Consider the following 24,696-nt stretch of genomic DNA (forward strand, 5'->3'; position numbering starts at 1 on the left):
TAAAACTGACCCCCCTCCCGCGCTCCTGGATCACCTGGCCGGCGCGGCGTTCCCGCCGAGCAGCCCCGCCTTCTTTTTCTGCTTCAGCCTGTAACTGTCTCCCGAGATCATCAGGGTGTGGCTGTGGTGGAGCAGACGATCGAGGATGGCGGCAGCGAGGACTTCGTCCCCGAAGACCGTTCCCCACTGCGTCACCACCTGATTTGTCGTGATCAGGGTGCTGCTCTTCTCGTACCTCCTGGCAACGAGCTGGAAGAAGAGATGGGCGCTCTGCCTCTCGAAGGGCAGGTAGCCCAGCTCATCGACCACCAGCAACTTCGGCTTCGTGTAGAAGAGGAGCTTCTCCGCGAGCTGCCCTTCGGTTTCGGCCTTCGAGAGCGTCGCCAGCAGCGCGGTCGCGCTCGTGAAGAGCACCGAGTGCCCCGCCTCGACGGCGGCCCGCCCCAGCGCGATGGCCAGGTGCGTCTTGCCCACGCCGGGAGGGCCGAAGACCAGCACGTTCTCGGCCTGGGCGATGAAGCGTCCGGTGGCGAGCTCGCGGACGAGCTTCTGGTCGATCGAGGGCTGAAACTTGAAGTCGAAGTCCTCGAGCGTCTTGATCGTCGGAAAGTGGGCGATCTGGATCCCCATCGCCACCCGCTTGCGCTGCTTGGACCCGATCTCCTCGGACAGCAGCTTGTCCAGGAAATCGAGGTAGGTCGGCTCGGTCCTGGCCGCCTCGGAGAGCAGGGCGTCGAGTCGCTCGGCGATGGAGCGCATTCTGAGGCGGCTGAGGCCCTCAACAACGCGCGCATGCACCAGCTCGCGGCTCACGAGGCCACCTCCCCGATGACGGCCGCGTAGTCCGACAGGCTGCGTCCCATGGCCTCCAGGGCGCTCAGGGGCGCCTCCGGCTGCGTGGGCGCGGCAGGCCTGCGCCACAGCCCGTCGAAGTGGCTGGGGTCGCTGACGCGAGCATGAGGCTCGAAGGAGCGCTCGTGACGCGCCACCAGCTCCGTTCCCCGGTAGATGCGGACCTCGCGCTCACCGACGACGACGTCCACGGTGTCGCGCACAAGCCGGTGCGGGACGCTGTAGCGGACCGTGTTCACGTCGACGAGGGCGTCGTTGGCCACGCGTCGGCGAAGCCGCTGCTCTCGCACCGGCAGGGGCCGTGACGGCAACGGACGGAGCGCGTGCCGCTCATCGCGCTCGAAGCGCACAAGCGGCGCCTCGTGGGTCGTGCCGTGGATGCGCTGGTCGGCCTCGGCCATCCACCGGACCAGATGGCCTTCCAGCGCGGCAAAGGACTCGAACTCACGCCCCGCCAGCCCGTTGCGCTTGACGTACTTCACGCCGGACTCCGTCTTGCCCTTGGTGCGCGCACGGTAGGGCCCGCAGGCGCGCGGGGTGACGTCCCAGTCGCGGCAGAAGGCGAGGTAAGCCGGGTGGAATGTCACGGTGCCTGTCTCGCGCTCACGGCCGAGCACCAGCGAGCGCGCGTTGTCCCCGAGCAGGGTGCGACTGACGCCGCCGAAGTGGCGGAACGCTTCCGCGATTCCTTCGCGCCAGTCGTCCTGTCGCTCGCTCAGAAGTGCCTTGACGAAGAGCCTCCGTGAGTGGCTCAATACGGCGACCAACAGGTGCACCCGGACGAATGTGCCGGCGATGCGGACCTGCTTCTGACCAAAATCGATCTGCATCTGGTAGCCAGGGGCAGTTTCGAACCGTACGCTGGCCACATCGGCAGCCCTCTCCTCGCGGCGAAGATCGGCAACGATGCGCTGCACGGTCCTCGGGCTCACAGAGATGCCGCGATTGGCAAGCTCGCCTGCGATGACCACGGCGTTGCCCTCCGCCAAGCCGGTGAAGAGTTGCTTGGCTTCCGCGCGGCCGTCCTCGTCCAAGCAGCGCCGAGCAGGGCGTATCTGCGCCTCGGCAGCGGCTCCACCGCGTAAATAGCGGCGAACTGTGTTGCGCGCAACGCCGAGCTCCGCGGCGATTCGTTTGGAGCCCCACCCGCGACCCGCTAACTCGCGAATCTGCCGGATAATGTCCGGCTCGATCATCTTCAGCACCTCCGAACGGAGAGGTGCCACGTCCAAGTCCCTGCTTTCCATACCGTTTCCTCCGCTCTGGCGCGAGGGAGGGGGGGTCAGTTTTACTGTCGCCAGGGGGTCATTATTACTGTCGCTCTACACGGATCAGGCGCACTGGCTCGCGGCGGTCCGCGCCGGTCGAAGAAAGGCGCAGGCCGATGATGATCCGCCGCAGATGGGCCAGTAGCGCGCTGGAGGGGCCGTGCGCCGGGATCGTCGCGCTGTCGCTCTTCTCTACAGGCGCCCGAGCGGAAGAGCGCGCATCGCCGCGATGGCAGATCGATGTCAAAGCCGCCTATGTCGTGCTTGGCGCCCGTGCCGCGCGCGCGACAGGAGGCATCATGTGGCCCTCCGCGGCTTGACCGGCGCAGGCCGACGCTGGTAAGGTCGGCCACCGTCGGCGCGTACATGGACCACCAATTGGGGAGGGGAAAACCGATGAAACATCGGCTCGGCGTCCTGCTCGTTCTGTTCACCTGCGGCTGCTCGATCGTGGACCCCGGCGACCGCGATGAGCTGCGAGACCGGATCGCGATGATGTCACCGGACGACATACCGTTTGCGAAGCGATGGACCATGAACGCCAAGGCGGTCGACTGGCTTCGCCGCAGACCACCTGGAGATCAGATGGGCAAACTTCAGTGCCGTTACCAGGCCGGCGGTCAATGGTCCAACTGGGCCGACCAGGAGCCGACGTACATTGTCCTCGAGATGCTGGAATGCCTCTTAGCACGACATTTCGCGGTGACCTACATCTTGTGCAAGGAGGAATGGGAGGCTAGGGAGAGCCAAATCAGGAAAACCGACCTCCTGAACAGTCTGCCGGTGCCTGGCGGTGCAAGCGCCGAGTGCCGGTTTGTGTGGGATTTTCGCTACGAGCCCGAGAAAGTGCCGATCAAGTTGACAGATCCCGACGCCGTCACGCCCGACGACATGATCGATGCCATGATCGGACTGCCCGCACCGCCTCCGGGATGGATGTTCCCTCAGCTCATCCCGCTCCTCTGCCCGCTCGGCGCTGGGCCGGGCTGGGGCTGCCCGCCTGGGCCCACCGATCCGACGGGCGGAGAGCCCACGGACCCGACCGGCGGAGAGCCGGGAGATCGGCCATGAAGTCGTGGGCGAAGTTCCCCCCAGGAATGCTCAACGTGCGTGAGGCCGCCTGCGGATACAGCCTGTTTACGACCAAAGATCCAGATATATGGAAGTGGCACATCGAGGAGCTGGGCGAGCTGTGCACCGAGGCATGGGACAACGACCAGCCCGCGGAGGATCGCGCATGGGCAGAGCGGTACCGCGAGAAATTCAGCAGGTGGATTGACGATTTCGGGCACCCTGCCATCGGCCACAAGGCGAACGCGGGAGCTCTCGAAAGCCACGATGGACGCTTCGACGATGAGCCGGCTCCCCCCTGGCCCATGCTGCTGGAGGCCGTCAAAAGCGCGTGTTTTGCCATGATCGAGGGCTTCACGAAAGAGAACACCGGCGCGACCGAGCGTGCGGCGGCCGATCCGACATCGCGCCTCCACAGAAGTTATCTCTGGCGGACGCTGACATCCGACGACACGGCCGAGGAGCACCGGGCCGAGGCGCTCCGCGCCTTTCGGAGGGGCGTTCGGAACGGGCGCCGCGGAAGACCGAGGACGCTGACGAGGCCCATCCTCCCGGTACTGAAGCCGCCCTATCACTGGGGCGGAGTCGGTTTCCCTGAGTACCCCGGACCGAGCGCCGCGCGCGAGCGAGCAATCAAGGAGCTGCCGCCTCCAGCCAATCGGGAGGAGCTGGCGGCACGCGAGGAAGAGCTGCACGCGCTGTACGCGAGCGCATGGCGCGAGGACGTGCCGGAGGAGGACCGCGTATGGGCAGCGGCGTACCGCGATATCTGCACGCTGTCGGTCAACGGCCGCCGGCGGAGCGCCATCGCGCAGGGCGCCTACGAGGGCTATCTCCAGAGCAGCGACGGACTCTTTGACGGCGAACCCGCTCGACCGTGGCGGGAGCTGAGCGTTCGCGCCGGGGAGCCATGGTGCTCTTTCGTGGACCGCGTCGAGGACGCGCCCGAAGGTGAGAGCGAGCCGGCGACGGCCGAGGCGGCAGCGTGGGAATACTGGGACACGCTCTACCGGGTGGCTCCGCCGTGGGACAGCGACCCGGCCCAGGCGCACTGGCTCGCGGCGGTCCGCGCTGCTCGAAGAAAGGCGCATGCCGACGATGGTTCGCCGGAAATGGGCAAGTAGCGCGCCGACGGTGCCGTGCGCCGGGATGGTCGCCCTGTCGCTCGTGTCCACGGGCGCCCGGGCGGAGGAGCGCGCGCCGCCTCGATGGGAGATCGACGTCAAGGCGGCCTACGTCGTGCTGGGGGCCCGCGCCGCGCATGCGACGGGAGGCATCATGCCGTCGGTCACCGGCTTGCGCCGATGGCCCGTCCGTGACGCCGTGGACGTTGGCATCGGCGCCGACGTGGGGCTCTTCGGTCTGGGCGGCGACGCACGCTGGCTCGGCGTCCTGGGAGGCCCGGCGGCGGCCGTCCGGGTCATGCCGTTCCGCGCGCCCTTGTCTTTCGAGCTCTCGACCCGGCTCGACTTCGGGCGCATCCCCGTGTGCAACGCATGGGGGTTGTGCCTGCGGTACCTCGGACTCTTCCCGGCCGTGGAGGCCGGCGCAGCCTACCTGTCGACCCAGCATGTGGCGGTCGTGGCCACGTGCGGCGTCCGCTTCATCAGGACGCTCGCGTGGTCCGGCGTCAGCGTGGAGCCGGCTGCGGCGGGTCGGATCTTCTGGTAGGGTTGACCGCCCGACGGGCGGAGAGCCTACCGGCCCGGACGCTCAATCCGGAGCAGATGGATGAAGTCTTCGATGGGGAAGCCGAAGCCCCTCGTACGCCGCGGCCTCTGCGAGGCGGCCCTCGGGCACCGGCTGTTTGCGACCAGGGATCCCGACGGCTGGAAGGCGCACTTCGAGGTCCTGGGCACGCTGTGCGCGGAAGCATGGCTCGACGACCTGCCGGAGGAGGACCGCGCATGGGCAGCGGCGCACCGCGAGAGATTCAGGGAGTGGGTCGACGCTCCGGGGCCGAATGGCGCTGACCCGAGGTCCGGCGCGAGCGCCCTCCAGAGCGGCCAGGTCCGCGTCTCCGGGGAGTTCGCCCCATCGTGGCCGATGCTGCTCGGCGCCGTCGAGAGCGCGTTCTTCGCGTCCGTCAGGGTCTTCGAGGTGGCACCTGCCGGCGAGCGCGAACGTGCGGCGGCCGACGCGACATCGCGTCTCCACCGGACCTACCTCTGGCGAACCCTGTCGTCCAACGCTGCGTCCGAGCAGCACCGGCCCGAGGCGCTCCGCGCCTTCCAGAGGGGGTTTGAGCTCGGGCGCGGCACGTCGAGCTCCATCCGGAGCCCTGTCCCCCCGATGCTGGAGCCGCCGTGGTACTGGGGGGCAGGTCTGCCAGAGTATCCTGGGCCGATGGCCACGCGCGAGCGAGCCCTCCGGGCCTTGCCGGTATCCGTCCATCGGGCCGAGTGGCTGTCACGCAACCGGGAGCTGCGCGATCTGTATGCGAGCGCCTGGCGAGACGACGTGCCGGAGGCGGACCGCGAATGGGCCCAGGTGTACCGCGATTGCTGCACAGGGCATGTCAACCGCCGCCGGCGGGACGCCATCGCGCGGAGCGCCTATGAAATCTATCTCCAGAGCAGCGGTGGGCTCTTCGACGGGGAGCCCGGCCGACCGTGGCCGAATCTGAGCCACACCACCTCGGAGCCCTGGCGAGCTTTCGCCGACCGCGTCGAGGACGCGCCCGACGGCGAGAGCGAGATCGCGACGGCCGAGGCGGCAGCGCGCGAATACTGGGAGACGCTCTACGGAAAGTTCCCGTCGTGGGACAGCGACCCGGACCAGGCGCACTGGCTCGCGGCGGTCCGCGCAGCTCGCGCCCGGGCGCTGGCCGGCGATGCACCGCCGGACAAGGCGCGATAGCCCCAGCAGCCCCCCCGGCTAGTCGGCCCCGCTGCAGTCCGAGACGTGAAAGACCGCCTTCTCGAGGCGCGCCTTTCCACCGTCGAAGAGCCGGACGAGGTCGCACGGCCCCGCCGCCACGTCGGCCTCGTACGGGTCGCCTTGCTGCTCCTGGACGACGATCTCGCATGCGCCCTGGTACCGCTCTCCGTCGATCGTTACGGATGCATGAGGCGAGCCGGCCTCGTCCATCATATCGAAGAACGAGAAGGCAGCGCCCTCCTTCTGCACCGCTACGACGAGCTCCCCCTGTTTGGGTACGATGCACCCCCCTGCGACCTCGCCGCCTGCATCCACGACCCTGGTTCCGTTGCCGCCGGTGTCGATCACCAGCTCTTCGTCATCCCGCGTGACGATCACCTTGCCCGAGATCTCAGGATGGGCGAGGCATCCGCCGGACGAGACGCACACGGCAGTCCAGATCACGGATGAGAGCGCACGTGCGAGGGCATTTGCCATCGGCTCGCTCATGTCGTGCATTCGCCGTAGCTTTGCGGGATCACCGTCGGCGGGTTACCCGCGGGCGTGCAGCACATCACGTGCTCTTCGCCATCTTCTTCCACGTAGATGACATGATCCTCGTACCCCTCCCAGCAAATCTCCTCCACCTCGGTCGGGATCACGCAAAGCATATATCCGTCCGGGATGTCGTCTCGAACAACGCCGGCGCAAGCACGAGCGAACGTCGGCGACTCCGGGGCGGTGGAGGACCCTTTCCTCCACCCGTCCCAGAGAACATCCGTGTCTTCCGCGCAGCCGTGCGCCTCGTCCTGCGTGCCCTCCCAGAGCCACACGGCGGGGTCCCCCTCGTGGGGGCCTGGGGCGGGGCAGCCGCGATCGGGGACACAACCTAGCCCGGCGCTTGCGCCCATGAGCAGAAGAACGCATCGCATCGACAGAAGCCCTCCTAGTACAACGCAGGACCACAGCTGAAATCGCCGGCCTCGCAGTACGGCCGGCGCACCTCGGCCTTCGCCGTCGCGCCCGTCCGCTGCGAGCGCGCAGCACGCGGGCGGCTGTCCGCTTCCTTCGAGGCGGTCCTCGCCGAACCCACCGGCGACGGCAAACGCTGCTGCTCGCGCCGCGGCGACACCCGCTCCACCAGCACCGTCCCAAGCTTCTCCGCGCGGGGCGCGATCGCAGCCGGGCGCGTGAGGCAGAGAGCGCCGGCGCACAACGCGGCCGCTGCGACGAGCGAAACGGCGACGCGGCTCGCGAGCTTCCGGGGCGGCGTGCCGGAAGGGTTGCTCCGGGCCATCATGGGCTCTCGCCCTGGTTCTCGGACGAGGGAGGGCGGCGGTGGCAAGACCGGCTCCTTCGGCGCGGGAGCAGTCGGCAATGGCACGTCAAGAGAGGGGACCTGCGGCGGCGGAGGCTCATCCTCGCTCGACGGCTCAGCCACCGGCGCGACCTCGGACGACCGGATGTCCGGATCTTCCGTCACCGGCGCCGGCGAACGCGGACTCTCCAGATGGGAGCTGCGCAAGGTCGACGGCACCGCACCGGCGATCGAGGACTGCTCCTCGCGGCTGCTCGGTGCCCGGTCCAGCGTGGGCCATGCGTCCGCGAGGCCCTCGAGCACCGTGAGGAAGTGGCCCACGTTCCTGTACCTGCGGCGCGGATCCTCTTCCAGGGCCATCTCGATGGCGGCAGCCACGGCGGGCGGTGTGTCGACGGGGATCGCGGGCCTATCCCGCTGCGCCCCCAACGTACCTGGCTGGCCGACGTCGAGCGAGCGCCGGCAGACGAGCTCGTACAGCAGGGTCCCGAGGCCATAGACGTCGGCCCGTGGCCCCACCCGGTCGCCGCGCAGCAGCTCAGGAGACACCACGAGCGGCTCCCGCGCGGCCTCGTGCGGCTCGATCCGGAACAGCCGGACCAGGCCGAGCTGGCTGATGCTGTAATCCCGCTTCGACGTGATGAACACGCGATCCGGCCCGAGCGCCCCATGGCACCCGCCCAGCGCGTGGCACCGCTGGATCGCGCGGGCGATCTCGATCACCATGTGCAGCGCGGTGACCCCGAGATCGGCCCCGTGCGTCGCGTCCCTGATGCTGATCCCGTGGCTTCGCCCGCACGCGACCCAGGCAGAGAGGCCGCCCGCGTCGCCGTAGAGCACAGGCTCCACCTGCGGGACCGCTCGCGCGATGTCCTGCAAGCGCTGGAGCTCGGACGCGAAGGCCGTCCGGTCCATCGGTTGGCCCTCGCGCAGGTGCAGCCAGACGGTCGCGCCCTCATCGCCTACCTGTTGGGCGAGGAACGTGCGGACCATGCCGTCGTGAACCTCGCTGAGGATCCGATGACCTTCCCAGACGGTACCAGGCTCTACCACGTGAACCGCACCTCCGCGCCGCCCGCGCTTGCGCGGACCTGGGGGCCGCTCGGTAGCACCGCAATCGCGAGGGTTGCGGCTCCCAGCGCGGTACCTGCAACGAGGGCTGCCGTGCTGATGTGCTGTCGTGCCTCGACCGCGTGCAAATCCTCGACCAACTTCGGGTTCTCCGCCAAGCGGGGCTTACACATCTCGGCTCTCAAGGCGCCGTCCTCGAGCGATGCCACGATGTGCAGCACGATTCCAGAGACCAGGAATACGCCCGACGTGGCTGAGCCCGCATAGAGAAGCCAGGGCGCCGGACCGGGTGCGGGCTGAGCCGGCGCGCCCGCCGGCGTCGCCTTCGGCGGAGCGACCGAGCGCACGCTCGCCGGCTCGGGGCTCAGGAGGACGGCCAGCGATTCTCCCGCGGTGACATGCACGGTGGAGCGTGCCGTCCGGCCGTCCGGCGACCTCGCCGCGACCTCGTGCTGCCCGGGTGCGACGTAGATTCGACCGCTCTCGTCCACGAGCCGCCCGTCGACGAGCACGGGCGCCGCCCCGGCGGGCGCGAAGACACGGAGCTCCGCCACCTGTCGCCGCGCCGCGGCCAGGTCCGCGTGCCGCGTCTCGTAGAGCTTCTGCTCCTCGGGCGTGGCCGGCGGGCGCATCTCCTGCACGCAGCGCGTGAGCTCCACGACGGCGTCCACCCAGCGCCCGAGCCGGCGGTCGAGCTGCCCGAGCTGGCAGATCCCGACCGTGGATCTCTCGATATCGTAGATCTGCGCCCACAGGTCGCGAGCGCGCGCGGTGTCGAGCCGCTCCAGGGCGGCCTCCGCCTCCCTGATCAAGGCGACCACGCGCGGCGACCGTGGCGGCGGCGGCGCGGCGAACGCCGGCGGGAGCGCGAGGAGGAACATCGCGACGGCCGCCGCGTGCGACCAACAGACGACCAGCGCAGAACGCAGCAAGGCTCACCTCGGCCCAACGAAGGGAACCGGATGCCGCGCTGGCCCAATCCGGCGCGTCACCCCCCTTTCCGCGCAGCCTCGGCCTGGGCGGTGTCCATCCCTCGCGCCGACGAGAACTACCACGGGTCTCTCTGCGCTGTGAATCCCTGACTGGCCGAATTTCGCCCGCGGGCGCATTGCGAATCGCTGGCACAAATTCTCATCGATTCGCTCTCCTGGCGGCGGAGGTGCGCCGGCGCGGAGCGCGCCTCGGGAAGAAGGAAGGAAGACAGCCGCGACGAGGAGATGAGACATGGGCTGGCCGTCCGTCCAGGCACCGCGACGCGGGCCGAGCGCGACCGGCCCTCCTCCGGCCGCGGAGCAAGATCGCGACGCCAGTCCGGGCGCCCAGCAGCTTGCCTTCAGCCAGCCCAGGATCGAGACTCGGGGTGCCCCTGACCAGAAGGAGGGTATCTCATGGGTTATCGCAATCTCAGTCCCCAGGCGATGGTCAACATCTCCGCGCCCTGGCTCGATCCGGCGCAGGATCGGAAGGTCTTCACGTCGCTGCCGCTGCTCGCGCCGCTCCTGCCCGCGGTCGAGGAGGCGCACGGGCGGATCCTGACCACGCAGCGGCTCGGCTCCAGTCTGCAGCAGCAGGCGAAGGCGCTCATGGAGAGGGCGCTCGCGCTCGACGCGACGCACGACCGCAAGCTCCGCGGGGCGTACAACTACCTCGGCGCGCTCGCCGAGATGACCGACGATCCCGCGTTCGTGGCGGCGCTCCTCGATTTGCGGGATCGGCTCGCGCCGGCGGGGCTCAAGGCGATCTCGCGGAGCTACGGCGACCAGGCGGGCGACGCCAAGCTGCTCCGGTCACGGCTCGACGAGGCCTCGGAGAAGCTGCTCAAGAAGCTGAAGACGCCCGAGGGGCCGCTCGCGCAGGTGGTGGACGCCTGGGTCGCGGCCGCGCTCGAGATCGAGAAGGTGGAGGCGCAACGCGAGCAGCTCGCGCTGAGCGCCCCGTCGAACACGGACGGGGCGACGCCGCGCGAGGTGCTGAACGCCCGCAACGGCTGGATCCGCATGGCCCGCGCGGTCGAGACGAACCTCGCCCTCGAGAAGGCGGCGACCGGCGAGATCGCTGACCGCCTCCTCGGCCGGCTCCGCCGCGAGTCCGCCCGGGCCGACCGGCGCGGGCGCAAGGGCGGCGCCGAGGGCGAGGCCGAGCCCGCGCCGGCCGACGACGCCGCGCCGCCCGCTGCCGGCGACGACGACGATTCCTTCGACGGCGCCTGATCCTGGCGCTCCTGGCCTCCGCTCCCCCTCAAGCCCCCGCGCGCTCAAGCCCCCGCGCGGGGCGCGCGAGGGAAGACGCGTTGCTCGATCTGCCTCCCTCCACCCCACGGAAGTAAGCCATCTTCCTTTTTTCGCCGCCTGCCGCCGGGTGCGCGGCTGTCCACTTGCGCGGAACGGGTGGCGGGCAGCGATTTATGTGAAATGCATTACGCTAAACTGCCGCCGAGCGGCGATCCTGAGTAAGACATCTTACGTCGAAGTGCCGCCGAGCGGCGATCCCGAGTAAGACATCTTACGTCGAAGTGCCGCCGAGCGGCGATCGCCGACAGTTGACTTGCGCCGAGCGCCGCCGGGCGGCGATTCGGCGTAAGACCTCTTACTTTCATGCGCCGCCCGCCGGCGATCGCCGGCAGTCCGCTTGCGCCAAGCCGCCCCCCCCGCCGGCGATCGCCGGCAGTCCGCTTGCGCCAAGCCGCCCCCCGCCGGCGATCGCCGGCAGTTCGCTTGCGCCAAGCCGCCCCCCGCCTTCGCCCCGAGGCGGCTTGGATGCATTTGGCTCGGAGGGGCCACGCGCACCGCACTCCTCAGGATCAAATTCGACCGTGTTACCCGGCTCGAATAGCTCAACCTGTTCGGCGTTCCATCCGTGCACCGCGCCGCCCGAGCCGAGCGCTCTCACGCTCGGCTCGGGCTCTCCTCGCCGCGACTTCATCATTGACGACCAATCGCCTCTCGACGAGCGAAGCTGCGGCGCCCGCCGCGTGCACGCCGAACAGGCACAGATGCATTCACGCATGCCTCGATCTCGGCATGGATGGTGTGGTTCAGCATGCGCGCAGTGCTTGACTCGCGATGCAGCACCGTGGCACTGCTGTTCGCCGGGGAGGCTGCGATGTCGCCAGTTCCGCGTTGTCTGCTCCGGGCGATGATCCCTCTCTTGATGTTTCTCGCTTGCGTGCTCGCGCAGGGGGGATGCCAGTGTGTGCGCGGCGACCCGCCGATGGATCCGTCTCCTGGCCTCATTGCCTGCCGGACCCAGCGCGCGCATGGCCCTGCCACGTCCCGCCCCACGCCAGAGGTCGAGACCGTCGCCGCCGGCACCCTGCCGGGGACGTTCTCCATCACGAGCACCGGGGAGGCCGTGTACACCATGGAGTTGGCTACCGTGCCCTCCCGCGCTGGCATGGGACCTCGACTCCAGCTCGTCTATCGCAGCGATGGCGGCGACGGCGTGCTCGGCGCCGGCTTCTCCATCGCAGGGCTCTCCGCGATCACGCGATGTCCGAAGAGCCTCGCGCAGGACGGCGAGATCCGCGGCGTGCGGTACGACCGCGATGACGAGCTCTGCCTCGATGGCCAGCGCCTCGTCCCCGTGGGAGAGGGACCGGGAACCATCGAGTACCGGACGTTCCCGGAGACCTTCGTCAAGGTGGTCGGGCACTACCCTCCGGAGGGCGGTGCGCCCGCCGAGGCGCACTTCTTCGAGGCCTACCTGCCGAATGGCCGCGTCGTCGAGTACGGGCGCACCGAGGGCAGCAAGCCGCTCGCGCTGGGCGGCGTCCCGCGCGCGTGGCTCGCGAACAAGGCCCGCGACGGCCGGGGCAACGCCATGACGACCACGTATTGCCTCGCCGAGGCCGAGGACGGCCATGCCGCCGAGTACGCGGTGGACGAGATCCGCTACACGAGCTTCGAGGGCACGCCGTCGCTCGCGCCTTCCCGGGCGGTGCGCTTCCTGTATGGCACCAAGGACCCGGCCGCTATTCGTACGGGCTACTCGGGCGGCATGGCGCTCCAGCGCTCGCTTCGCCTGGAGGAGATCCAGATGCTCGGTCCGGGCGACGCGCTGGTCCGGAGCTACGGATTCCGCTACGAGCTCAGCCCGACGACGAGCCGGACGCTGTTGACTGAGGTCGAGGAATGCGCGAGCGATCGGGTCTGCAAGCCTCCCACACGTTTTCAGTACAGTCACGGGAAGCCGGGGTTCAAGCGGCTGACGACGGAGATCGACAAGCCAGTCTCGGAGCTGGCGAGCCCGATGGTGTTCGACATCGACGCCGACGGGCTCGACGACCTCGTGATTCCGGACATGGTCGCGGGGCTCAGCACGCCGTCGAATCCGATCACCGCGTGGCGGGTGGCGCGAAACCTCGGGCCGCGCCGCTCACCGACCTACCTCGCACCGGCGGAGCTCGCCTTCCTCCAGGATTGGCTGTTCGTCGCCGATCCGGCTGGGCCCTCCGATCCGGCCCTTCTTCAGCCCGAGCTCGGGACGGTCCTGGACTTCGACGACGATGGGCGGAGGGACGTCTTGCTTCACGATGCCTACGATGCCAAGACCACGTGGCATGTGGTCCTGTCCCGGCCGGACCGGACCTTCGCGCTTCATGACACGGGGATCCGCCGGCCGTTCCCGCTCGGGGTCACGCCCGCACCGCCGAGCCTGAGCAGCCCCGGCGGCTCGATGCACCTCGCCGACCTGGACGGCGATGGCATGCCGGATCTCCTCCAGTGCGAGGACCACGACCGCCTGGGACAATCGCCGATTCCGGCCTCTTCCGTGTGGACCGTCCACCTCTGGCGGCCCGTGCGCGGCGCGACGCCTGCGGGCTTCGACCCGGCGAGCGAATTGATCGAGCTGCTCACCGGGTATCCCTGCGATACGGAGCTTCATACGCTCGACGTCGACGCCGACAGCAAGATCGATCTCATCGTGCCGTCCCTGCGGCGGTTCGGTGATGGGACGGCCCTCCTCGGAGAGAGCTACGACGCGATCATGCGCCGAGGCGAGGGACGCTGGGAGGTGATCGACACCGAGCTCCCTGTCGTGTGGGGCGGGGGCCGCGTCGTTTTCCTCGACGTGAATGGCGATGGCCTACCCGATGCCGTCGAATCCGGCTTCAACCACCACGAGCTCATCACCTACCTCAACACCGGGCCGACGTTCGTGGCCTCGTCGTTCCGGACCGTGAGCGCGTTCAGCTTCGGCGATTTGCTGGGTTTGTCGGATCAAGACGCGTTCTTCCGGTTCGCCGTGCCGCTCGACTTCAATGGCGATGGGCGGCAGGATCTCCTCATGCCCGTTCCACCAGGCATGCTGCTGGGCGGCTCCGACGCGCTCCCGTCCTGGGGTGTCCTGCTGGCGACCGGCGACCGCGCGGGGCCGCCGTTCAAGCTCGTCGATGCAGGCGTGCCGTTCGCGGCCAGCCTCGGCGATGCCGTCACGCTGGCCGATCCGCACGGGGCGCGCACCGGAGACGTCAATGGGGACGGCGCCCAGGACGTGATCCTGCCGCTCGGCGGCGTGTTCAACATCTTCCAGAACCTCTCGGCCGATCAGGATCTCCTCGTCGCGGTCTCCGACGGGATGAACGCGCACGACCCGACCGAGCCGGACTTCGTGCCCAACGTGAGCATCTCGTACGGCCACCTGACCGATGCGTCGGTCTCGATCGGAGGCGCAGCGGAGGAGGATCCGGACCGGAGGAGCGCGCTCTATCTCGCGCGTTCCAGCGCGGCGGACGACTGCGGCTATCCGCGCCGCTGCATCGTGGGGCCTCGGCGGGTGGTCAGCGCGTACGCCCTCAATAGCGGCGCGGAGCGACCGCGGCGCTTCGAGGTCAGCTACCGGGACGGGCGCTATCACCGGCTGGGCCGGGGATTTCTCGGGTTCGGGGAGCGGATCGTCACCGATCTGGATACGGCCGCCGCGAGGATCGACGTCTACGACCACGTCACGTACGACGACGAGCTGCAGGTCTTTCCTTTCGCGGGGCACGTCCAGCGGACGTGGCGCTGGGCGCCGGGGTTGCCCAGCCAGCCCAGGCCGGACCAGATCGAGCTCTCGTTCCTCGACGTGAAGCGGACGGTCGTTCCGACGAACGACGGCGCGACGTACTTCACGCTGCCGACCGAACGCCGGGTGAGGCGCGCGCAAGGGGTCTATCCGCCCCCGAGCGGCGCGATGCCCTTAGTCGAGACGTACGTGCGTCAGGTCGAGGGCGGAGGCGGCGGCGCGACGCTGCTGCGCGATTCGGTGTCGAAGGTGACGGAGTTCGACGAGTTCGGCAACGTGCGCGTTGAGGAGGTCTCGACGAGCGGCGTCGACCTCACGCTCAACGTCACGCGGACCTTCAAGAACGACACCGAGCGCTGGGTCCTCGGCCAGCTCGAGACGCAGAAGGAGTGCAGCGCGGCGGCGGGGCTGTCGCAGTGCCGGATCCTCACGCGAACCACGACGATCCACGGCGAGGTCGACACCGAGTCGACCGAGAGCGACGACGGCCTGCCCGACACGAAGCTGTCGCTCACGTACACGCGCGATGACTTCGGGAACATCACCGGCGTCACGGCGGAGGACGCCTTCGGCCACAAGCGTACATCCACCACGGAGCTCGACGAGGAGGGCCTGTTCCCCGAGAAGTACGTGAACGCGGCCGAGCACACGACGATCGTGGAGTACGACGACGCGCTCGGCGTGCTCCTCAAGCGGGTCGATCCGAATCAGCTCGTCACGGAGTGGAAGTACGACGGCTTCGGGCGCCTCGGCATCGAGACGCGCCCGGACGGCACCACGACGACGGTCACGCTCTCGCGCACAAAGGACGGCGGCCCGAGCCAGGATGCCTGGCGCGTGATGCAGCAGAGCACGACGACCGGCGGCGCCGACGACACGGTGGAGTACGACAGCCTCGGCCGCCCGATCCGGTCGTGGTGGTACGGGCCCGAGCCGGAACCGTCGCAGGGCTGGGGCGAGGCGAAGCGCATCCTGCAAGAGATCGGCTACGATGCGCTGGGCGAGCACATCGCGCGGCGCTCGGTGCCGGTCAGCGAGGATACGCCCGAGAGCGAGCGGCTGTACGACCGCTACGAGCACGACGCCGTGGGCCGCGAAGTGCGCCATACGACGCCGTGGAACGCGGTCACGACGGCCGAGTACGACGGCCTGCTCGCGCGCGTCACCGACCCGCTCGATCACGTGACCGTGACCGAGCAGGATCCGCTGGGGCGAACCGAGGCCATCACCGATGCGGCCGGCGGGATCACCCGCTATGGTTACGGCCCGTTCGGCATGCTGCACACGGTCACCGATCCAGGCGGCGCGGTGACGCGCACGACGCGCGACGCGTTCGGCCGCGTCCGGCAGCTCGACGACCCCGATCGGGGCACGACGCTTTCGATTCATGACGGCTTCGGCGAGCCGATGTCACAGGCCGATGCGCTCGGACGCGAGATCACGTGGACGTACGACGCGCTCGGCCGACCCGACACGCGCGTGGATCAGCTCGGCGCCGAGCTTCTGACGACGAAGTGGACCTGGGACACCGCGGCGCACGGGCTCGGCAAGCTCCACAGGCTCGCGAGCCCCGATGGCGACAAGACGTACGGATACACCCGCTTCAGCCAGACCGAGACGATCACGCTCCGCATCGATGGAGAGGGCGCTCCCCTGGAAGCCAAGCTGGGCTACGACGATCTCGGCCGGATCGATACGGTGACGTATCCTGCGCCTTCCGGCGCGGCGTCGTTCGTCGTGGCCCACGACCACGACCCGCATGGCCATGTGCTCGCCGTGCGCGACAGCCAGACGAACGCCGCGTACTGGCGCTTGACGGACGTGGACAGCGCGGGGCGCGTCCGGGAGGAGGTGTTCGGCAATGGCGCGGTCACGGAGCGGAGCTACCTCGCCGACAAGCAGCGCCTGAGACACATGGTGACGCAGAGCAGCGCGGGCGAGGTGCAAGACCTGGACTATGCTTACGACGATCGCCTGAATCTCACCCGCCGCACCGACGCGCTCCAGCCCCAGAACACGACGGAGCGCTTCCGCTACGACCCGATCCACCGGTTGACCTGCGCGTACTTCGGCGAGGTGGAGAGCGCGTCGGCGCCCTGCGCGCTCCGCTACGACTACGCGCCGAACGGCAATCTCACCTTCAAGTCGGACGTCGGAACGCTTCTCTACGACGACCCGGTGCACCCGCACGCGGTCACAAGCGCGGGAACGGACAGCTTCTCTTATGACGCGGTCGGCAACCAGAGCGCGCGCCCCGGTGGAGCGACCGTGCGCTATACGCCGTTCGACCTCCCGGAGCGCATCACGCAGGGCACGAGCAACGTCACGTTCGCCTACGACGGCGACCAGCAGCGGATCCGCAAGACCACGCCGGACAAGGAGACGCTCTACTTCGGCGACCTGTACGAGCGGGTCACCGAGGCGGCGTCGGGCACGGTAGAGCATCGGTACCACGTCCACTCGCCGGAGCGCGTGGTGGCGATCGTGACCCGGGGAGGCCCGGACGACGGCACGCGGTACGTGCATGTCGACCACCTCGGCTCGGTTGATGCGCTCACCGACGAGGACGGCGACGTGATCGAGCGGCGGAGCTACGACCCGTTCGGGCAGCGGAGAAACCCCGTGTGGGGAGAGCGCCCGCCGGCGTCGTTCGCCAGCGAGACGACGCAGGGGTTCACCGGGCATGAGAGCGACGACGAGCTCGGGCTCGTGAACATGAAGGGCAGGATCTACGATCCCAGGATCGGGCGGTTCTTGACCACGGACCCCATCGTGTCGATTCCGTCCTTCGGGCAAAGCTGGAATCCGTACAGCTACGTGCTGAACAACCCGCTCGCGTACGTCGACCCGAGCGGCTTTCAGGGAGCGCTCCCGGAGGACGGATCTCACTCACCGCTGCCGGCCGGCGCGGAGTTCAGTTTGGAAGTGCTCGACCTGTCGCCGATCGGACTCGAGCTGATCGTCGTCCCGTCCTCGGAGCACGAGGCGCGCGCCGACGCCGATACAAACACCATGGCTGCCGAGGCGGGCGGCGCCGTGGCGCCGATCGACGTCAGCGTGGTCGGGACCAGCTCGGGCTTCGTGCCCGAGCCGGCGCTGTCGTCGGCGGAGGCCACGAGCCCCGCCAGCCTGGTCGGCGACACCTTGCTCGGCGCCGCCGAGGGGACGGGCGAGCTGGCGCTCGGCCTCGCGCAATCGCTGGTCCTGAATGCGATGACGCTCGGCGGTTACGGCACCTACGAGCTCGGCCACGCGATGTGGGACGGCTACCACGAAGCCGGTGTCCTCGGCGCGCTCAATGCCGTCAACCCGCTCTACCAGGTCGCGCGGAACGGGGCCGATACGGCCCTCGCCATCGACGGGGGCGACTATCGGGCAGCGGGCGCGGCGGGCGTGAAGACGATCGTCCTCGGCGCGGCGACGGTGTTCGGTGCGGGGAGGGGGCTCGGGGCGCTCGCGGAGGGGTCGGCGGCTGCGGCGGGAGCAGTAGCGCGGGTAGCCAATTACAGAGATGTCTTCTTCGGTACACACCCCGAGCTGCGTGGGCAGGTTGTCGTCCATCATGCTGTGGAGCAGCAAGTGCTCAAGAGGTATCCCGGTCTATTCACCGAGGCCGAAATTCACTCCCTCGAGAACCTCCGCGGGATACCGAAGAGCGCTAACCCAGACGTGCATCTGAGCCAGATTCGCAGATCCTGGAATGAATTCTACAGAACAAATCCCAGCCCGACACGCCAGCATGTATTCGACTTCGCCACAGAGTTGGATGCCCGCTTCGGGGCTAGATTCCATCCACCAAGGTGAGCATTATGAGCAACAAGCGTTGGCAAGTGAGGCCTGAGGTCGCTGGTGCCCTAGGAGAAAATGCGATAATAGACAGCTCTACTCATCCGCCAAAAGTTAGCCGACTCCATTGCCACTTCGACGGATGGCTTGGAGATGATTTACTCGAAGTGTTCCCGTGTTTTCTAGTTTCCGAGAGACTCGCCCGAGCCATACAACAATCTAATCTGACTGGTTGGCGCCTCGCACCGGTCGAAGCGACGGAAAGCGTGGAGTTCGAGGAGCTTTATCCGAACCGGGGTCTGCCGAAATTTTGCTGGCTCCAGGTGATAGGAGACTCAGCTGCCGATTTTTCGCTCTCTGCGGAGTCCTACCTGGTCGTTTCCGAAGAAGCGCTCCGAATGCTCCAGTGTTTCATCATAGAGAACGCACTCGTTGAATCAGCGAATGCTCCGTAGTATCACCGAGCGAACTCTTGAGCAGCGCCTCGGACACATGGTGACGCAGAGCGGCGCGGGCGAGGTGCAAGACCTGGACTATGGTTACGACGATCGCCTGAATCTCACCCACCGCACCGACGCGCTCCAGCCCCAGAACACGACGGAGCGCTTCCGGCACGACGCGCTCCACCGGCTGACCTGCGCATACTTCAGCGAGGTGGAGAGCGCCTCGGCGCCTTGCGCGCTCCGCTACGACTACGCGCCGAACGGCAACCTCACCTTCAAGTCGGACGTCGGAACGCTTCTCTACGACGACCCGGTGCACCCGCACGCGGTCACAAGCGCGGGAACGGACAGCTTCAGTTATGACGCCCTCGGCAATCAGATCGCGCGCCCCGGCGGCACGACGGTGCGCTATACGCCGTTCGACCTCCCGGAGCGAATCACGCAGGGCACGAGCACCATCACGTTCGCCTACGACGGCGACCAGCAGCGGATCCGCAAGACCACGCCGGACAAGGAGACGCTCTACTTCGACGATCTGTACGAGCGGGTCACCGGGGCGGCGTCGGGCACGGTAGAGCATCGGTACCACATCCACTCGCCGGAGCGCGTGGTGGCGATCGTGACCCGGGGAGGCTCGGACGACGGCACGCGGTACGTGCATGTCGATCACCTCGGCTCCGTCGACGCGCTCACCGACGAGGACGGCGACGTGATCGAGCGGCGGAGCTACGATCCGTTCGGGCAGCGGAGAAACCCCGTGTGGGGAGAGCGTGCGCCGGCGTCGTTCTCCAGCGAGACGACGCAGGGGTTCACGGGGCACGAGAGCGATGACGAACTCGGGCTCGTGAACATGAAGGGCAGGATCTTGGATCCCAGGATCGGGCGGTTCTTGACGACGGACCCCATCGTGTCGATTCCGTCCTTCGGGCAGAGCTGGAATCCGTACAGCTACGTGCTGAACAACCCGCTCGCATACGTCGACCCGAGCGGCTTTCAGCAAGCGCTCCCGGAGGACGGGGCTCGCTCACCGCTGCCGGCCGGCGCGGAGTTCAGTTTGGAAGTGCTCGACCTGTCGCCGATCGGACTCGAGCTGATCGTCGTCCCGTCCTCGGAGCACGAGGCGGGCGCCGGCTCCGATCCCAACACCACGGCTGCCAAGACGGGCGGCGCCATGCCGCCGAGCGACGTCAGCGTGGTCGGGACCAGCTCGGGCTTCGTGCCCGAGCCGGCGCTGTCGTCGGCGGAGGCCACGAGCCCCGCCAGCCTGGTCGGCGACACCTTGCTCGGCGCTGCCGAGGGGACGGGCGAGCTGGCGGTCGGCCTCGCGCAATCGCTGGTCCTGAATACGATGACGCTCGGCGGTTACGGCACCTACGCGCTCGGCCGCGCGATGTGGGACGGCTACCAGGAAGGCGGCTTCCTCGGCGCGGTCAACGCCGTCAACCCGCTCTACGAGATTGGGCGCAACGAGGCGGACACGGCGCTCGCCATTGACCGGGGCGACTACCGAGCCGCGGGGGCGGCGGGGGTGAAGGCGACCCTCCTCGGCGCGGCAACGGTGTTCGGTGCGGGAAGAGGGCTGCGAGCGCTCGCGGAGGAGTCGGCGGCTGCGGTGGGGGCCGCAACGGCAACACGGAAAGCGTACTCGGTGGCCTTCGAGACCACCATCCCAAAGGCCGGGATCGGCAGATACCCTGCGCACTTCGCGGCAGCGAATGAGAATTTGCTTCGAGAGATGACTGATCCACTGCTCGCACCAATGCTTCGTCAGACCCTAGGGCAACAGTTCGAGAGCACGATCCTGAGTCCAACAGGCCGCGTTCTTGGAAGATCACCCACGGGGTGGACATGGCATCATGTTCCCGGTAGACCTGGCGTACTTCAGCTAGTTCCAATCGAGCAACACGCGTCAGGTTCGTCCTGGCAGCATCTACTTCATCCAAACGAACAGGGAGGGATGAGTGAATGGGGACACCTCTACTAAAAGAAGTTCTTCAGAACTGGCAAAAATACGAGCCCGATGACGACATCTATGTTCCATCCGGCACAAGCGTCACCTTGGAAACTGCCATCACCATTTTTCCGTTCGATCGGCATCGTCCTCGGAGGTTCGAAGGCATCGAATACATCTTGAGTTTCGAGCAAGTCAGGGACGCCATCGTCGGGCTCGAGACCCAGCTTCGACGCGAGGCGTCGGCGGAAGAGCGGCTCGCAGCAGTTCTGCACTATGCGCGACATGACGCGTTCATCGATCCCCAACACGTGCCGATGGGTAGATTACGCGAATGAATCGGCTCGTCGCGAGCAAACCGGCCTGCTCCAGATCGCCTGCCCGACGGCCTCGACGGGCCGGCGGCCGAAGGTCTGTCCGCGAACGCCGCCCGCTTTTCGCGCGATGACTTCGGAGACATCATCGGTGCCCGGTCGTTTCAGAGTACACAAGGGATCCCTAAGTACAGCGCATCATCGAGTCCGGTTTTATATGGGGCCCGAATGCCTCAAGGCAGTACCCAACCACGTCGAGTGTCCGCGCGAGGCGGCCGAGGCCGGTGCGACGGCTCCGCTGCGAGTCCACCCGGGCCGACCGGCGCGCGCGCAAGGGCGGCGCTTGCGCCACCGGCTCGAGGATCACCCGCGGCCCCCCTCGGCCGTATCGAGATGGACGCGCGGGCCAGGCTCGGTACCGGCCGAGACGGCGCGCGCCCGGGCTGGATCGGCCATGGCATTGAACCACGCCGCGGCCATCTGGGAACGACCCGCGTTGTGAACGCAGGCAAAGAGCACGGTCTTCATGGAGCATCCTCCAGAAACGCGCGATCGACGACGCGATCGGCGACCTGGGGCAGGGCGGGGACGAGCCAGCGAAACACAAGCGTCGCCGCCGCCGCCCCCGCGAGCTGTGCGACGATGAACCCCGGCGCGTCGGCCGGACGGATGCCGGCGAACGTGTCGCTCGCCGCCCTGGCGAGCGTCACGGCCGGGTTGGCGAACGACGTGGACGAGGTGAACCAGTACGCGGCCGCGAGGTACGCGCCGACCGCGAAAGGAACCGAGTCGGCCCGCCTCCAGACGCCGCCCCAGATGACGGCGAGCAACCCGAACGTCGCGACGAACTCGCTCGCCATCTGAGCAAGCCCCGAGCGCTCGTGCTGCGACGCCGAGAAGAGGGCCCGACGACGGTCGCGAGCAGCAGGGCCGTCCCGAGCGCCTCGGCGACGGCCCTGCGGGCGACATCAGCGCGCAGCGGCATCGTCGAGCTTGGACGGCGCGCAGCACGCCGGCGCGCAGCACGCGGCATCGCTCTTCGCGGCATCGCTCTTCGAGGGCACCGCGGGCTGACTCCCCATCACGGCCGCCTCGCCCTTCACCACGAACACCTCCCACGAATTGCCGTCGGGGTCCTCGATCCAGACCTTGTCCTGCACCGCATAGCAACAGGCCGTGTCTTCCTCGGTGAAGGTCCTGAGCTCCGCGGCCTCGAAGCGGCTCTTGGCCTCGATCACGTCCTCCGTGCTCGCCACCTGGACGCCGAAGTGGCTCGCGTTGACGCCCGTACGCGGCGCCTCCTGCATCGTGAGGTTCAACGAAGGCGACGCGAGGTCGAACTTCGCATAACCGGGACGACGCTTTGTGGCGCTCACGCCAAAGGCCTTCTCGTAAAACGCGACCGAGGCGTCAATGTTGGAGACGTTGAGCGAGACATGAGGCTTGAGAACATTCATCGCGCACCTTCCTTCCAAAAAATTCGAAATAGAGAGCAAAAAAAATCAGCAGCACGCCTTGCCGCGCTTGCAACAGTCCTCCCACAGGTACGCGGTCAGGGCACGGAGCGCCTCGTAGTCGGCGCTGTAGTAATGAAACGTCCCTTCCCCGCGTGTCCTCAGGATGCCCGCGTCGACGAACCGCTTCAGGTGATGGCTCAGCGTCGATGCGGCCAGTCCGACGTGCGCCTGGATGTCGCCGGCGGAGGCGCCCTCCGCGCCGGCCTGCACCACGAAGCGCAGGACAGCCAGCCGCACGGGGTGACCCAGCACGGCGAGCTGCTCGGCGTGACGATCGAGCTTCGACGACACGCCCTACTTCTACTATTCTCGAAGCATCGGCGCAAGCCCTTCTTCCAAGAAATACGAACTGGTGCCGCGTCCCCCGGGTCCCTCGGCGCCTGGGTCCCCCCGGGCCTGGGTCCCCCCCGGGCCTGGGTCCCCCCCGGCCTTGGTCCCCCGGTCAGCCGAAGCGGTAGTGCTTGCGCACCGGGGAGCGGACCTCCCACGTACAGCTCAGGCCGGCGGGGAACGTCACGAGATCTCCCGCCTGGATCCGCACCGGCGCGCCTCCGCCCTGCGCCGGCGTCACGATCACGTCGCCCTCGAGCAGGTAGCAGGTCTCCGGCTCGTCGTAGTGCCACGAGAACCTCGACGCCTCCTTCGCCCAGATGGGCCAGCTGCGCGCCCCGAGCTTCGCCAGCTGCTCCTCCGACGGACCGTGCTCCAGCTTGATCGACTCCATGGCTCCCCCTCCTCGCTCGACGTGTCCCTGTCCCCGCGCCCGCCAGAGCGGCGCCCCCGGGGACCCTGACGCCGATGCTAGCAGCTCGGCTCGTCCCGCCGCCCCGCCCGCTGTGCCTGCGCCCGCCGTTCTGCTAAACGGCAACGCGTGCCCGACCTGATCGTCCACCCGGCAGAGCGACCGCTCCTCGGGAGCGTGCCGGTTCCCGCGGACAAGAGCATCGCCCACCGGGCGCTCCTCCTGGCTGGGCTCGCCATCGGGCAGAGCCGCATCCGGGGCGGAACGCTCGGCGGCGACGTCCTCTCGACCGTGAACGCGCTGCGCACCCTGGGCGTCCGCGTCGAGGAGCCGGCGCCGGGCGACCTCGTCGTCGACGGCGCCGGGCTCTCCGGCCTCCGCGCCCCGGCGGGGCCCATCGACTGCGGCAACTCCGGGACCACGATGCGGCTCCTCTCGGGCATCCTCGTCGCCCAGCGCTTCGCCGCGCAGCTCGTCGGCGACGCGTCGCTCTCGCGCCGCCCCATGGAGCGCGTCGCGAAGCCGCTCCGCCTCCGCGGCGGCCACATCGAGGGGCAGCTCGACCCGCGCAAGATCGGCGAGATCACGGCGCCGCTCGACGTCGGGCCGCTCCCCGTGCCGCACGTGCTCTCGTCCATCGAGTACGACCTCCCCTTCCCGTGCGACCAGGTGAAGAGCGCCCTCCTCTTCTCCGGCCTCTTCGCCGACGGGCCCACGTTCGTGCGCGAGCCGATCGTCTCGCGCGATCACACCGAGCGCATGCTCACCGCGCTCGGCGTCCCGGTCGACTCGGTCGGCGCGATGGTCTGCCTCGACGCCGCCCGCTTCTCCGGCGCGCTGCCGGCGTTCGAGGTCGACGTGCCCGGCGACCTCTCCGCCGCCGCGTTCCTCATCGCCGCCGCGCAGATCGTGCCGGGCAGCCGCGTGACCGCGCGGCGCGTGGGGCTCAACCCGACGCGCACCGGCCTGCTCGAGGTGCTGCGCGACATGGACAGCAGCATCGCCGTCGAGATCAAGGGGGAGGCCCTCGGCGAGCCCACAGGCGATCTCCACATCACCTCCGGCGACGGCCTGCGCGGCGGCCGCGCGGGCGGCGAGCTCGCGTCGCGCGCCCTCGACGAGCTGCCCATCCTGCTCGGCCTCGCGGCGCGGGCGCGCGGCCTCACCGAGGTGTTCGACGCGCGGGAGCTGCGCGTGCAGGAGACCGACCGGATCGCGGCGATGGCGTCGGTGCTCGGCGCCTTCGGCGTGCGCTGCGAGGAGCGCACCGACGGGCTCCTCGTCGAGGGCAGGCCCGACCGGCCGCTCGACGCGGCGGACATCGACAGCCGCGGCGATCACCGCATCGCGATGACGGCCGCCGTGCTCGGGCTCGTCGCGAGCGGGCCCACGCGCGTGCGCGACGCGGGCTGCATCGCGACGAGCTTTCCCCTCTTCGTCGGGACGCTCCGCGCCCTGGGGGCGCGCATCGAGGTCGAGGGCGCCCGCGCAGCATGAG

General features: G+C 68.6%; 18 protein-coding genes and 2 pseudogenes. 9 read left to right on the forward strand and 11 right to left on the reverse strand.

What is annotated here, in order from left to right:
* Positions 1–30: 30 nt before the first annotated feature.
* Positions 31–813, reverse strand: coding sequence for an IS21-like element helper ATPase IstB (istB, locus tag WME75_RS35775; RefSeq protein ID WP_061605319.1), 783 nt, complete (start codon positions 811–813; stop codon positions 31–33).
* The gene (gene istA, locus WME75_RS35780; RefSeq protein WP_437480444.1) at positions 810–2,048 is read right to left on the reverse strand and encodes an IS21 family transposase; all 1,239 of its coding nucleotides are present in this window, start codon (positions 2,046–2,048) and stop codon (positions 810–812) included. Before istA ends, istB begins: the two co-directional genes overlap by 4 nt.
* A 468-nt stretch (positions 2,049–2,516) precedes the next feature.
* On the opposite strand from istA, the gene WME75_RS35785 reads away from it, so the two are divergent.
* From WME75_RS35785 to WME75_RS35800, 4 genes are read left to right on the forward strand one after another with little or no spacing between them, the layout of a single operon-like run.
* A complete protein-coding gene (locus WME75_RS35785) occupies positions 2,517–3,191 on the forward strand; it encodes a hypothetical protein (RefSeq protein WP_437480445.1) in 675 nt (224 codons plus the stop codon).
* The gene (locus tag WME75_RS35790; RefSeq protein ID WP_437480447.1) at positions 3,188–4,315 is read left to right on the forward strand and encodes a hypothetical protein; all 1,128 of its coding nucleotides are present in this window, start codon (positions 3,188–3,190) and stop codon (positions 4,313–4,315) included. The genes WME75_RS35785 and WME75_RS35790 overlap by 4 nt, the downstream gene beginning before the upstream one ends.
* 10 nt (positions 4,316–4,325) lie before the next feature.
* Positions 4,326–4,862 (forward strand): hypothetical protein, encoded by a 537-nt coding sequence (locus tag WME75_RS35795; protein ID WP_437480450.1) that lies wholly within the window; start codon positions 4,326–4,328, stop codon positions 4,860–4,862.
* Between the two features lie 60 nt (positions 4,863–4,922).
* The gene (locus WME75_RS35800) at positions 4,923–6,050 is read left to right on the forward strand and encodes a hypothetical protein (RefSeq protein ID WP_437480452.1); all 1,128 of its coding nucleotides are present in this window, start codon (positions 4,923–4,925) and stop codon (positions 6,048–6,050) included.
* A gap of 18 nt (positions 6,051–6,068) precedes the next feature.
* Here the strand turns inward: WME75_RS35800 and WME75_RS35805 are convergent, their stop codons facing one another.
* From WME75_RS35805 to WME75_RS35820, 4 genes are all read right to left on the reverse strand, one after another.
* Positions 6,069–6,515, reverse strand: coding sequence for a hypothetical protein (locus tag WME75_RS35805; protein ID WP_437480454.1), 447 nt, complete (start codon positions 6,513–6,515; stop codon positions 6,069–6,071).
* Positions 6,516–6,556: 41 nt separating this feature from the next.
* Entirely contained in the window at positions 6,557–6,883 is a 327-nt protein-coding gene (locus WME75_RS35810; RefSeq protein WP_437480456.1) for a hypothetical protein, read from the reverse strand.
* A 113-nt stretch (positions 6,884–6,996) separates the two neighbouring features.
* A complete protein-coding gene (locus tag WME75_RS35815) occupies positions 6,997–8,421 on the reverse strand; it encodes a protein kinase domain-containing protein (protein WP_437480458.1) in 1,425 nt (474 codons plus the stop codon).
* Positions 8,415–9,371, reverse strand: a complete 957-nt coding sequence (locus WME75_RS35820) for a hypothetical protein (protein WP_437480461.1) — start codon at positions 9,369–9,371, stop codon at positions 8,415–8,417. The genes WME75_RS35815 and WME75_RS35820 overlap by 7 nt, the downstream gene beginning before the upstream one ends.
* 456 nt (positions 9,372–9,827) lie before the next feature.
* Here WME75_RS35820 and WME75_RS35825 point away from each other — a divergent pair, with 456 nt between their 5' ends.
* The 4 genes from WME75_RS35825 to WME75_RS35840 all read left to right on the forward strand — a co-directional run bounded on the left by WME75_RS35825 (position 9,828) and on the right by WME75_RS35840 (position 20,963).
* Positions 9,828–10,649, forward strand: a complete 822-nt coding sequence (locus tag WME75_RS35825; RefSeq protein WP_437480464.1) for a hypothetical protein — start codon at positions 9,828–9,830, stop codon at positions 10,647–10,649.
* A gap of 892 nt (positions 10,650–11,541) precedes the next feature.
* Complete coding sequence (locus WME75_RS35830) at positions 11,542–18,249, forward strand: RHS repeat-associated core domain-containing protein (RefSeq protein ID WP_437480466.1); 6,708 nt, start codon at positions 11,542–11,544, stop codon at positions 18,247–18,249.
* Between the two features lie 474 nt (positions 18,250–18,723).
* Positions 18,724–20,658, forward strand: coding sequence for an RHS repeat-associated core domain-containing protein (locus WME75_RS35835; RefSeq protein WP_437480469.1), 1,935 nt, complete (start codon positions 18,724–18,726; stop codon positions 20,656–20,658).
* Positions 20,640–20,963, forward strand: coding sequence for a DUF7716 domain-containing protein (locus WME75_RS35840; RefSeq protein ID WP_437480472.1), 324 nt, complete (start codon positions 20,640–20,642; stop codon positions 20,961–20,963). Before WME75_RS35835 ends, WME75_RS35840 begins: the two co-directional genes overlap by 19 nt.
* Before the next feature lie 369 nt (positions 20,964–21,332).
* Here WME75_RS35840 and WME75_RS35845 read toward each other — a convergent pair.
* The 5 genes and pseudogenes from WME75_RS35845 to WME75_RS35865 all read right to left on the reverse strand — a co-directional run.
* Positions 21,333–21,467, reverse strand: a pseudogene (locus WME75_RS35845) (low molecular weight phosphatase family protein); the annotation flags it as partial.
* Positions 21,464–21,844, reverse strand: a pseudogene (locus WME75_RS35850) (aquaporin); the annotation flags it as partial. The pseudogenes WME75_RS35850 and WME75_RS35845, both read right to left, overlap by 4 nt.
* Before the next feature lie 63 nt (positions 21,845–21,907).
* A complete protein-coding gene (locus WME75_RS35855; RefSeq protein WP_437480474.1) occupies positions 21,908–22,396 on the reverse strand; it encodes an ArsI/CadI family heavy metal resistance metalloenzyme in 489 nt (162 codons plus the stop codon).
* A gap of 45 nt (positions 22,397–22,441) precedes the next feature.
* Positions 22,442–22,747, reverse strand: coding sequence for an ArsR/SmtB family transcription factor (locus WME75_RS35860; protein ID WP_437480477.1), 306 nt, complete (start codon positions 22,745–22,747; stop codon positions 22,442–22,444).
* A gap of 151 nt (positions 22,748–22,898) precedes the next feature.
* The gene (locus WME75_RS35865) at positions 22,899–23,180 is read right to left on the reverse strand and encodes a cupin domain-containing protein (RefSeq protein ID WP_437480479.1); all 282 of its coding nucleotides are present in this window, start codon (positions 23,178–23,180) and stop codon (positions 22,899–22,901) included.
* 147 nt (positions 23,181–23,327) lie between these two features.
* Between WME75_RS35865 and aroA the strand changes: the two genes are divergently transcribed.
* The gene (gene aroA / locus WME75_RS35870; protein WP_437480482.1) at positions 23,328–24,695 is read left to right on the forward strand and encodes a 3-phosphoshikimate 1-carboxyvinyltransferase; all 1,368 of its coding nucleotides are present in this window, start codon (positions 23,328–23,330) and stop codon (positions 24,693–24,695) included.
* Position 24,696 lies beyond the last annotated feature (1 nt).

It is taken from the genome of Sorangium sp. So ce1014 (genome assembly GCF_051521505.1).
Classification (GTDB): domain Bacteria; phylum Myxococcota_A; class Polyangia; order Polyangiales; family Polyangiaceae; genus Sorangium.